The sequence below is a fragment of the Williamsia sp. genome (genome assembly GCF_016462415.1).
Lineage (GTDB): Bacteria > Actinomycetota > Actinomycetes > Mycobacteriales > Mycobacteriaceae > Williamsia_A.
Window position 1 is genome coordinate 17216 of sequence record NZ_JAEMTF010000023.1, and the last position, 10730, is coordinate 27945.

Below are 10730 nucleotides of genomic sequence, written 5' to 3' on the forward strand. Positions count from 1 at the left end.
TGGGCGTCGTGACAGGAGAGTGCCCCCGGTCAGACTCGAACTGACACTGGACGGGTTTTGAATCCGTTGCCTCTGCCAATTGGGCTACGGGGGCGTGCGCGAAGCACAACATTAGATGATCGGCCCGCCCGTTCGGTAACCGGTACTGTGCTCTGCATCGGTTGCCCACCGTGAACAGCGTCGTCGCGACGGGTACATCGGACTACTCACCGTGGAGGTTCACCCTGTGACATCAGCGTCGTCGACAGAGTCCGTGGGCGATGCCCGCACAACCCACCGTGTGCTGGTCGCCGAGGACGACTCACTCATCCGCATGGACCTCATCGAGATGCTGCGTGAGGAGGGCTACGACGTCGTCGGGGAGGCCGCGAACGGTCAGGTGGCCGTCGACCTCACCGAGTCGCTCAAGCCCGACCTGGTGATCATGGACATCAAGATGCCGGTTCGCGACGGGATCGACGCGGCCGCGGAGATCGCACAGAAGCGTCTGGCCCCCGTCGTCATGCTCACCGCCTTCTCCCAGCGCGAGTTCGTCGAGAAGGCCCGTGACGCCGGGGCGCTGGCCTACCTCGTGAAGCCGTTCAGCAAGGCCGATCTGGTGCCTGCGATCGAGGTCGCGGTCAGTCGCTACACCGAGTTGACCACGCTCGAAGGCGAAGTCGTCGACCTGACCGAACGTCTGGAGACCCGCAAGCTCGTCGAACGCGCCAAAGGATTGCTAATGACCAGTCAATCATTGAGCGAGCCAGAGGCTTTCAAGTGGATCCAGCGCGCCGCGATGGACCGCCGCACCACGATGAAGACCGTCGCCAACGTCGTGATCGAGACCCTCGAGGAGAAGTAGCGCACGGCACACCCACGCGCTCATCGACAGTCCTCGTGGATGGCCGTCGGGTTTCGGTGAACGTAACTCGCGGGCAACACAACCACGCTAGCTTTACCGGGTCGAGGTGCGGTCTCCCAATTCGCGTCTTCCGTTCGCGCCGCCCTCGAATGTCATCTGCGAGGAGAACATTGATGTCGAGTCGCCATCTCATGAGTGGTGCAGTAGTCGTGGCGGTGTCCGTGGTGGCACTGGCCGGTTGTAGTAGCAGCGACAGTGGGGATTCCGGGGGCAGTTCCGGGTCGCCGTCGGAGAGCGTGAGCATCGAGTCCACCCCGGCCCCCTCGGGTCTCGGTCTGGCCCAGAAGCTCAACTGCCCCGGAGGGGTCGAGAAGGCCACCCCCGGCCCGGTCAGCACCGCGCCGTTGAAGGTCGGCACCCTGTTGCCCGCCACCGGCAGCCTCGCCTACCTCGGGCCGCCGGAATTCGCAGGCGTCAAGCTGGCGGTGACCGACATCAACGCCAACGGCGGTGTGCTCGGGCAGCCGGTCCAGGAGATCACCGGTGACTCCGGCGACACCACCACCGACACCGCGAGCGCCACGGTCGACCGCGAGCTCGGTGCGGGTGCGCAGGTCATCGTCGGTGCGGCGTCGTCGTCGGTGTCGCTGAAGGTGCTCGACAAGATCGCCACGGCCGGCGCCGTGATGTTCTCGCCGGCCAACACCTCCGACGAGTTCACCTGCTACAAGGACAAGGGCCAGTACTTCCGTACCGCGCCCGCGGACATCCTGCAGGGCCAGGCCCTCGCGCAGACGATGGCCGAGGACGGCGTCCAGCGCGTCTCGCTGCTGGCGCTGAACGATCCGTACGGCACCGGTCTGGCCGAGCAGGCGCAGAAGAACCTGGAGGCCGCCGGTATCCCGGCCGACCAGATCCAGAAGATCATCTACGACCCCAACGCCCAGTCGTTCAACGCCGAGGTCGACCAGGTGAAGAACTTCAACCCGGACGGCGTCGCGGTCATCGGCTTCGACGAGAGCGCCAAGATCATCACCCGTATGCACGAGGTGGGCATCGGACCGACGGACGGCAAGTCGGTCTACGGCGTCGACGGCAACATGGGCAACGCCCTCGGTGAGGCCGTCGGTGGCGGGCTGCTCAAGGGCATGAAGGGCACCACACCGTTGACCAACACCGGTGCGGAGTTCCAGGCTCGGCTAAAGGAGGCCGATCCCAAGTTGATCGACTACAACTACGCCGGTGAGAGCTACGACGCCACGGTGATCACGGCTCTGGCGGCGGCGCAGGCGAAGTCGACCAACGGTCGCTCGATCGCATCGCAGATCAACTCCGTCACCTCCGGTGGCGAGAAGTGCACCGCGTACAAGCAGTGCCTCGACCTGGTCGGTCAGGGCAAGGACATCGACTACGACGGTGTGACCGGAACCCTCGACTTCAACGAGGCCGGCGAGCCGTCCATCGGTTCGTACGGAATCCTGGAGTTCGACGGTTCCAACAAACTGCTCGAGCCGACCCGCAAGTACGTCTCGGTGGCCGGTAAGTAAGCACCATCCACGACGAAACCCCGCATCTCCTCGAGGGAGGTGCGGGGTTTCGTTGTCCGTGGTCGCGAACCCGAAGGCGGGGAGTACTTCTCGGGCGGGCTCTACTTCTCGGAACTGCCCGCCAGGGTGCCGAGATACAGTTCGATGATCTTCGGGTCGTTGCGCAGCGTCTCGCCGGTGTCGGTGTAGGCGTTGCGGCCCTGGTCGAGGACGTAGCCGCGGTCGCAGATCTGCAGACAGCGGCGGGCGTTCTGCTCCACGAGGACGATCGAGACGCCGGTGGCGTTGATCGCCTTGCAGCGGATGAACACCTGGTCCTGGAACATCGGCGAGAGGCCGGCCGACGGCTCGTCGAGCAGCAGTACCGACGGTTCCATCATCAACGCCCGCCCCATCGCGACCATCTGGCGCTCACCGCCCGACAACGAGCCGGCCTTCATCTTGCGACGCTCTGCGAGCAGCGGGAACAGATCGGCGACGACGGCGAACCGCTCGTTGAACTTCTTGGGCCGCAGGTACATCCCCATCTCGAGGTTCTCCTCGATGGTCAACGACGGGAAGACGTTCTGCGTCTGCGGGACGTAGCCGACGCCGAGTTGGACCAGACGATGCGCCTTGGCCGAGGTGATCGCCTCGTCGCGCAGGGTGACCGATCCCTTCCGGATGGGGATGAGGCCGAACAGCGCCTTGAGCAGCGTCGACTTGCCGGCGCCGTTGGGGCCGATGATGCCGACGATCTCGCCGTCGTTGAGGTAGAAGTTGCAGTCCTCCAGGATGTTGATGCCCGGGAGGTAGCCGGCGGTGATGTCGTCGGCCCGGATGAGTGCGTTCCCCGCTCGCTTCTGGTGCTCGGCGGGTGTCGCCGCGAGCTGCGCAGGCGTCAGTTCGTCGGACGGCGGCGTGGGTGCGGTCTCGGGTGATTCGGTCACCGGGGGTCCTCTCCGGGAGCGGTGTCGGCTGCGTGTCGCCCGGAGGCCGCGTCGGGCGCGGATCCGGTGGGCGGTGGGTCGGACAGGTCACCGCCGGCCTGCAGGGTCTCCTCGATGGCCTCGTCGACCTCGTGGGCCAGAACTGCGGTCTCGCCCACCGGATTACCGTCGGAGTCGAACTCCAGGGCCTGATCGTGGTGACCACCGAGATACGCGTCGACGACGGCCTCGTTGTCGCCGAGGCGGTCGGGCAACGACTCGGCGATGACCGATCCCTGCGCCATGACCACGACCCAGTCGCTGATGTCGCGGATGACGTCCATGTCGTGCTCGACGAACACGACGGTCATCCCGTCCTCGCGCAGCGACTTGATGTGTTCCAGCAGGCTCTGTGTCAGAGCGGGGTTCACGCCGGCCATCGGCTCGTCGAGCATGACGACCTCCGGCTCGCACATCAGTGCGCGCGCCATCTCCAGCAGCTTGCGCTGTCCACCGGACAGCGACCCTGCGTAGTCGTTCGCCTTCTCCTCCAGCCGGAATCGACGGAGCAACGCGTGCGCCTGCTCGGTGATCTCCTCCTCCTGTTTGCGCCAGGTCCAGGGCGCCAGCGCGGCCAGGAAGTGTTCGCCGCGCTGATGGCGACCGCCGAGGCGGACGTTGTCGAGCACCGACAGCTTCGCCAGCGCGCGGGTGAGCTGGAAGGTGCGCACCATGCCGCGTCGTGACACCTGGTGGGGGACCAGCTTTCCCAGCGGGTCGCCGTTGAGCGACCAGGTGCCCGAGTTCGGCTTGTCGAACCCGGTGATCAGGTTGAAGAACGTGGTCTTACCCGCACCGTTGGGGCCGATCAGACCGGTGATGGCTCCACGCTGGATCTCGAGGTGGTCGACGTTGACCGCGGTCAGACCACCGAAGCTGCGGGTGATGCCGTCGACGGTGATGATCGGGTCGGGCTTGGCCGATCCGGGGGTCGCCTCGATGCCCGCGAAGATGCCGGCGCGTTCCTCGGCGCTGAACGCCCGCAGTTTCGTGGCGGAGGGAATCCGTGTGTCGGTGTCGGAGTCACTTGGCATCGAGCTGGACCTCCCGTTTGTTTCCGAGGATTCCCTGGGGCCGGAACACCATCATCAGCGCGATGGCGAGACCGAGGAGTACGTACCGGACCGCACCCACCTGCTGCTGCGTGAGATCGATGTACCCGGCGTCGGTGGCCTGTCGGAGCAGGACATCGGGGATGGACAACAGGAACCAGAAGAGCATCGCGCCCAGCACCGGTCCGAAGACGGTGGCCGCGCCACCGAGGATCAGTGCGCCATAGGCGAAGAACGTCTGGGCGGTGGAGAAGAAGTCGGGGTTGATCGACTGGGTCTGCAGGGCGTTGAACACGCCCGCGAGCCCACCGATGCAGCCGCCGATCACCAGCGCCTGCATCTTGTAGAAGTAGGCGTTCTTGCCGACCGACCTGGCGGCGTCCTCGTCTTCGCGTACCGCCTTGAGAACACGACCCCACGGGCTGCGCACCAGCAGGAACACGAACAGACACAGCAGCGCGACCAGCAGCCAGCCCACGACCATCGACCACAGGTCGCTTCCTTGGAACTTCACGCCGGCGAACGAGTACTGCTTGCCGTTGTCGAACGGGCTCAGCGAGTAGAAACCGTCCGCGTATCCGAAGAGGCCGTTGGTCGATCCGGTGACGCTGTCGGTCGAGGTGGATCGGAATATCAACCTCAAGATCTCCGACGCCGCGATCGTGACGATGGCCAGATAGTCCGCTCTCAGGCGCAGCGTCGGCAGACCGAGTACGAGTGCCAGCAATCCCGCCGCGGCGATGCCGATGATGGATCCGAGCCAGATGGGCAGGTCGTACTTCACGGCCATGATGCCCACGCCGTATCCGCCGAGCAGCGCGAAGCCGATCTGCCCGAAGTTCAGCAGCCCGGTGTACCCGAAGTGCAGGTTGAGACCGATCGCCAACAGTGCGTAGAAGATCGCCGACGGGCCCACGAGCTGGGCGAGCGATGTCTGCAGTGCAGAAATGAGATCCACGTTCTCACCCGATCCTTGCGCGTGATCCGAGAATGCCCTGGGGGCGGATCGCCAGGATGACGATCAACACCACGAGCCCGCCGACGTACTTGAGGTCCGGATTCACCCAGTAGGTGGAGACCTGGACGAGCAATCCGACGATCACACAGCCCAACAGTGCGCCGTAGGCGGTGCCGAGACCGCCGAGCGTGATGCCCGCGAACATCAACAGCAACAGCTTGAATCCCATCTCCCACTGGACCCGCCCCGACAGTTCGGAGAGGGCGAACAACACGCCACCGAGGGTGGCCAGTGCGCCGGCCAGGGCCCAGACGAACAGGATCACCCGGTCGACGTCGATACCCGACGAGGCCGCGAGGTCGCGGTTGTCGGCGACCGCGCGCATCGCCTTGCCGATGCGGGTGCGTTGCAACATCGTCGCCACCGCGATGAGCACCACGAGGCTGACGATGATGCAGAACAGGTTGACCGGCGTGATCGCGAACGGACCCGAACCGATCTGGGTCTGCACCTGGTAGTCGGCGAAGGGCTGGTTGCGGTCGGAGAAGAAGATCAGGATCAGGTAGCGGGCGATCAGCGAGAGGCCGATCGACACGACGAGCTGTGCGACCAGCCCCGATCTCCTGCGTCTGAGCACTCTCCATATGCCGAGTTCGTTGGCCACCCCGATCCCGGCACCGATGACGACCGCGATGACGGTGGCGAGGATCAGGTTGAGCCCGAGTTTGACGTTGATGGCCCAGGCGATCACCGCGCCGAGGGTGACCAGCTCGCCGTGGGCGAAGTTCGTCAGCCCGGTGGTGCCGAAGATCAGACTCAGTCCCACACCGGTGATCGCGATGATCAGACCGAACCGGAGTCCGTCGATGGCCAGGCGCGTCAGTTTGGACACCGCCGAGACCTCGGTCGACGTCCGCTGGGCGCCGAAGGAGAAGATGACCGGCCGGTCGGTGCCCGCGGTCAACACCACCGGGATCGAGCGCGTCTTCTCCTGGACCTCGATGCCCTTGGGGAGGGTCGACTCGTCGATCGCGACGGTGTAGTTGCCGGGGGCGAGGGTGATCGACCACGCACCGGTCGCGCTGGAGGTCGACGTGCCGACCTCGGCGCCCGAGGGATTCGTGGCGACCACCTTCACGTCGGCGACGCGCTCGGTTCCGTTGCGCAGATTTCCGAAGATGCGGACCTCGTCGCCCGGCGCGGCCGAGGCGGCGGCAGGCCCCAGGGCGGCGCCGAGGACGAGTGCCCCGATCACCCCCAGGAGCGCCGCGGCCAACCATCGGACGGCGGATGTCGGCGAACGCGGGACAAGCCGTGACATCGGCGAGGTACCTCCAGGTGCTCGATCGCGGGATGTGGCCGATCAGCAACTGCCGTGACCCTGGTTTGGGACTCTAGTGCCCGATCGACGACTTGGCCGGGCGAAAGGGTTAACCGGGAGTTCATTGTTCGTGGGCTGTGTCGGCTGTCGGGGCCGCTCTCTAGACTCGGTCCGGTGAGCCCTGCCGCAGCGTCGACCACCGCCCCCGCCTCGTCCGAGAAGAAAGGCGGGAAGGGCAACGGCACGTTGATGCTGCTGGACGGCCACTCCCTGGCCTACCGGGCGTTCTTCGCGCTGCCCGCGGAGAACTTCAAGACCGCGTCCGGGCAGACCACCAACGCCGTCTACGGCTTCACGTCGATGCTCATCAACCTGCTGCGTGACGAGCAGCCCTCGCACATCGCGGCGGCGTTCGATGTGTCCCGCCAGACGTTCCGCGCCGAGATGTACCCCGAGTACAAGGCGCAGCGCAGCAAGTCGCCGGACGAGTTCAACGGTCAGGTCGACCTCACCAAGGACGTCCTGGGTGCGATGGGCATCCCGGTGATGGCGATCGAGGGGTACGAGGCCGACGACATCATCGCCACGCTGACCACCCAGGCGCGTGAACAGGGGTACCGCGTCCTCGTGGTGACCGGTGACCGGGACTCGCTGCAGCTCGTCGACGACGGCACCACGGTGCTGTACCCGAAGAAGGGCGTGTCCGAGCTGACCCGCTTCACCCCCGAGGAGGTCGACAAGAAGTACGGCCTCACCCCGGCGCAGTACCCGGACTACGCTGCGCTGCGCGGAGATCCGAGCGACAACCTCCCCGGGATCCCGGGCGTGGGGGAGAAGACCGCAGCCAAGTGGATCCGCGAATACGGGTCCCTGGCCGACCTCGTGCACAACGCGGACAAGATCAAGGGCAAGGTCGGTGACGGTCTGCGCGAGCATCTCGCGTCGGTGCAGCTCAACCGTCAGCTCACCGAGCTGGTGCGTGACATGGAACTGCCGTTCGGTCCGGACGATCTCAAGCTCGCGCCGTGGGATCGCGACCGCATCCACCAGTTGTTCGACGACCTCGAGTTCCGCGTGCTGCGCGACCGCCTGTTCACCACCCTGAGCTCGGTCGAGCCGGAGGCGGAGTCCGGGTTCGACGTGCGCGGACAGGTCCTGGCCGCAGGCGCGGTCGGTGACTGGCTCGACGCGCACGCACGCACCGGCCGGTGCGCGGTGTCGGTGGTCGGGCCCCGTGTCGTCTTCGGCTCCGACACCGAAGGGATCGCCTTCGCCGCCGAGGACGGCGAGGCCGCCTACCTCGACACCGCGGTCATGGACGCCGCCGACGAGACGGCGTTGTCGGAGTGGCTCGCCGATCCGCAGTACCCCAAGGCCGTGCACGAGGCGAAGTGGGCCATCCACGCCCTGCGGGGTCGGGGCTGGCCGATCGCCGGGATCACCAGCGACACCGCGCTCGCCGCCTATCTCGTGCGTCCGGGGCAGCGGTCGTTCAATCTCGACGACCTCGCCCTGCGCTACCTCCGTCGCGAACTCGTGGCCGACGACAGCCCGGACGACGGGCAGATGTCGCTGCTCGACGAGGGCGGGGACGGCGAGCGGGTCGCGCAGGCGCAGATGATCAACGCGCAGGCGGTCCACGAGTTGGCGGCGACGCTCGACGCCGAGCTGACCACCATCGACTCGTTGGGTCTGCTCACCGAGATGGAACTGCCGCTGCAGATCGTCCTCGCCGACATCGAGGCGTCCGGGATCGGTGTCGACACAGATCATTTCGGCGAGCTCGAGGCGCAGTTCGCCGCACGGATCCGCAATGCCGCCGACCTGGCCTTCGAGGCGATCGGCGAGCAGATCAACCTCGGGTCCCCGAAGCAGTTGCAGACGGTGCTCTTCGACAAGCTCGAGATGCCGAAGACCAAGCGCACCAAGACCGGCTACACCACCGACGCGGACGCGCTGCAGACTCTGTTCGACAAGACCGAGCACCCGTTTCTCGCCCACCTGCTCGACCACCGCGACGCCACACGTCTCAAGGTCACCGTGGACGGCCTGCTCAAATCGGTGGCCGACGACGGCCGCATCCACACCACCTTCACCCAGACCATCGCGGCGACCGGCCGACTCTCGTCGACCGAGCCGAACCTGCAGAACATCCCGGTACGGACCGACGCCGGTCGCGACATCCGCAAGGGGTTCGTCGTCGGACAGGGGCCGGACGCGACCCGGTACGAGTCGCTGATGACCGCCGACTACAGCCAGATCGAGATGCGGATCATGGCACACCTGTCCGAGGACGCCGGTCTGATCGAGGCGTTCAACACCGGCGAGGATCTGCACAGCTTCGTCGGGTCGCGGGCGTTCGGCGTGCCGATCGACGAGGTCACCGCCGACATGCGTCGTCGGGTGAAGGCGATGTCGTACGGACTCGCCTACGGCCTCAGCGCCTTCGGGCTCTCGGCGCAGCTCAAGATCAGCACCGGTGAGGCCAAGGAACAGATGGAGGCCTACTTCTCGCGCTTCGGTGGGGTCCGCGACTACCTGCAGGACACGGTCGAGGAGGCCCGGCGCAACGAGTACACCTCGACGCTGTTCGGGCGTCGTCGCTACCTGCCGGATCTCAACAGCGACAACCGACAGCGACGTGAGGTCGCCGAACGTGCCGCGCTCAACGCGCCGATCCAGGGCACCGCCGCCGACATCATCAAGGTCGCCATGATCAACGTGCAGCGCGCGCTGACGGCCGCGGGGTTGCGGTCGCGGATGCTCCTGCAGGTGCACGACGAGCTGGTGTTCGAGGTCGCCGAGGGGGAGCGCGAACAGCTCGACGCACTGGTGCGTGCCGAGATGGGTGGTGCCATCGAATTGTCGGTGCCGCTGGATGTCTCGGTCGGCTTCGGGTTGTCCTGGGACGAGGCCGCGCACTGATCGTGGGCGCATTACCTCCGGGGTAATCGACCGGGGACGCCGGTGTCGAGACGATGGACGCATCGACATCGACGAGGAGGAAATGCCATGGCAGCCCCGGCCAGTTCGCCGCTCCCCACCAGCGCACCCCGCTGGCTGCGGGTGGTCATCCTGAGCGACAAGAACCTCTCGGCCTTCTACGTCGGTGCCGCGTTCACGTTCGCGCCCGTGCTGATCGTGGCCGACCCACGGCGGCCGCTGGTGATCGCGGCGTGGGTCCTCATCGCCACCGCGGGTCTCTGGTTGGGCATCCTGGGGATCCTGATGGCCACCGGGTTGGCGATGGTGCTGCGGGCCGGTGATCAGATGCCGGACTCCTATTGGGACTCGGTCCTGACGCGGCCCAGCGCGACGCGCGGCGTCGGCGGCTCGATCACCTCGAGCGGGCCCGTCACACGGTGATCAGCTCGACGTCCTCGCGGGCGTCACTGTCCCATCGACGCAGCCCGGTGATCGTCGCCGTCAACGAGACGCCCTGTGTGGAGTCGTCGGCGACCGTGATGCACCGACCGAGTTGGTCATCGGTCACCCGCCGGGCCAGCGTCACGTGCGGTGTCCACCGGTCCGGGGTGCAGTGGTCGAACACGGTGCCACCGACGAACGGCGCCGCCAGGTCGTGGATGTCGCGATGCAGGTCGAGCAGGCCGGCGCTGGCGACCACGAGTCGCGCCACCGTCGAACGTGCACCTCGGAACACCACCGCCGCGCCGATCTCCACGGTGAGCGGGAGCCGGTCCGAGAAACCGCGGGCGACGGCATCGACCGCGGGGCTGATCCGCTCGGCGGCGACAAGTGTGATGTGGGGTCGGTTCGACGCCGACCGATGATTGCCCTGACTGGGCAGCTCCGCGAGCTGCAACGCCGACCAGATCCGTCGGATCGCGGCGTCGGTGTCGGGGTCGACGAGCAGCTCGATCGAATGCGCCATGGGTCCATTGTCGACTCGACTGCCACCGGCGATCGACGGGCACGCCGGACGTGCCCGTCGACCGGGTCTCAGGCGGGCATCGAATCGAGGAAACCGCTCACCCGACTGATCCGACCGGCGTCGTCGACCTCGACGACGTCGAACCCGA

At 66.5% G+C, this 10730-nt stretch carries 9 protein-coding genes and 1 tRNA gene; 4 read left to right on the forward strand and 6 right to left on the reverse strand.

Annotated features, from left to right (window positions below; genetic code table 11):
* Positions 1-20: 20 nt before the first annotated feature.
* Positions 21-94: transfer RNA gene (locus tag JHC79_RS08200), tRNA-Leu, on the reverse strand.
* Positions 95-226: 132 nt separating this feature from the next.
* Between JHC79_RS08200 and JHC79_RS08205 the strand changes: the two genes are divergently transcribed.
* Positions 227-844: a response regulator gene (locus JHC79_RS08205; RefSeq protein ID WP_296389670.1), complete on the forward strand. Its 618-nt coding sequence runs from the start codon at positions 227-229 to the stop codon at positions 842-844.
* A gap of 173 nt (positions 845-1017) precedes the next feature.
* Complete coding sequence (locus tag JHC79_RS08210; RefSeq protein ID WP_296389671.1) at positions 1018-2391, forward strand: ABC transporter substrate-binding protein; 1374 nt, start codon at positions 1018-1020, stop codon at positions 2389-2391.
* Between the two features lie 101 nt (positions 2392-2492).
* On the opposite strand, the gene JHC79_RS08215 is transcribed toward JHC79_RS08210, so the two are convergent.
* Genes JHC79_RS08215 through JHC79_RS08230 form a run of 4 tightly spaced genes read right to left on the reverse strand, consistent with a single transcriptional unit; the run spans position 2493 to position 6690 of the window.
* Positions 2493-3320 (reverse strand): ABC transporter ATP-binding protein, encoded by an 828-nt coding sequence (locus JHC79_RS08215; protein ID WP_296389672.1) that lies wholly within the window; start codon positions 3318-3320, stop codon positions 2493-2495.
* Positions 3317-4393, reverse strand: coding sequence for an ABC transporter ATP-binding protein (locus tag JHC79_RS08220; RefSeq protein ID WP_296389673.1), 1077 nt, complete (start codon positions 4391-4393; stop codon positions 3317-3319). Before JHC79_RS08220 ends, JHC79_RS08215 begins: the two co-directional genes overlap by 4 nt.
* A complete protein-coding gene (locus JHC79_RS08225; protein ID WP_253661885.1) occupies positions 4383-5369 on the reverse strand; it encodes a branched-chain amino acid ABC transporter permease in 987 nt (328 codons plus the stop codon). Before JHC79_RS08225 ends, JHC79_RS08220 begins: the two co-directional genes overlap by 11 nt.
* 4 nt (positions 5370-5373) lie before the next feature.
* Positions 5374-6690: a branched-chain amino acid ABC transporter permease gene (locus tag JHC79_RS08230; protein ID WP_296389674.1), complete on the reverse strand. Its 1317-nt coding sequence runs from the start codon at positions 6688-6690 to the stop codon at positions 5374-5376.
* Between the two features lie 249 nt (positions 6691-6939).
* Between JHC79_RS08230 and polA the strand changes: the two genes are divergently transcribed.
* Both polA and JHC79_RS08240 read left to right on the forward strand, forming a co-directional pair.
* Entirely contained in the window at positions 6940-9615 is a 2676-nt protein-coding gene (gene polA / locus JHC79_RS08235; protein ID WP_296389693.1) for a DNA polymerase I, read from the forward strand.
* Positions 9616-9702: 87 nt separating this feature from the next.
* Positions 9703-10056 (forward strand): hypothetical protein, encoded by a 354-nt coding sequence (locus JHC79_RS08240; RefSeq protein WP_296389675.1) that lies wholly within the window; start codon positions 9703-9705, stop codon positions 10054-10056.
* On the opposite strand, the gene JHC79_RS08245 is transcribed toward JHC79_RS08240, so the two are convergent.
* Entirely contained in the window at positions 10046-10582 is a 537-nt protein-coding gene (locus JHC79_RS08245) for a 2'-5' RNA ligase family protein (protein ID WP_296389676.1), read from the reverse strand. The genes JHC79_RS08240 and JHC79_RS08245 overlap by 11 nt on opposite strands.
* Positions 10583-10730 lie beyond the last annotated feature (148 nt).

Excerpts from the sequence above, each read along its gene's own strand:
- JHC79_RS08240 (WP_296389675.1), top strand. The coding sequence starts at position 9,703 with ATGGCAGCCCCGGCCAGTTCGCCGCTCCCCACCAGCGCACCCCGCTGG.
- polA (WP_296389693.1), top strand. The coding sequence starts at position 6,940 with ATGCTGCTGGACGGCCACTCCCTGGCCTACCGGGCGTTCTTCGCGCTG.
- JHC79_RS08245 (WP_296389676.1), bottom strand. The coding sequence starts at position 10,582 with ATGGCGCATTCGATCGAGCTGCTCGTCGACCCCGACACCGACGCCGCG.
- JHC79_RS08230 (WP_296389674.1), bottom strand. The coding sequence starts at position 6,690 with ATGTCACGGCTTGTCCCGCGTTCGCCGACATCCGCCGTCCGATGGTTG.
- JHC79_RS08220 (WP_296389673.1), bottom strand. The coding sequence starts at position 4,393 with ATGCCAAGTGACTCCGACACCGACACACGGATTCCCTCCGCCACGAAA.
- JHC79_RS08210 (WP_296389671.1), top strand. The coding sequence starts at position 1,018 with ATGTCGAGTCGCCATCTCATGAGTGGTGCAGTAGTCGTGGCGGTGTCC.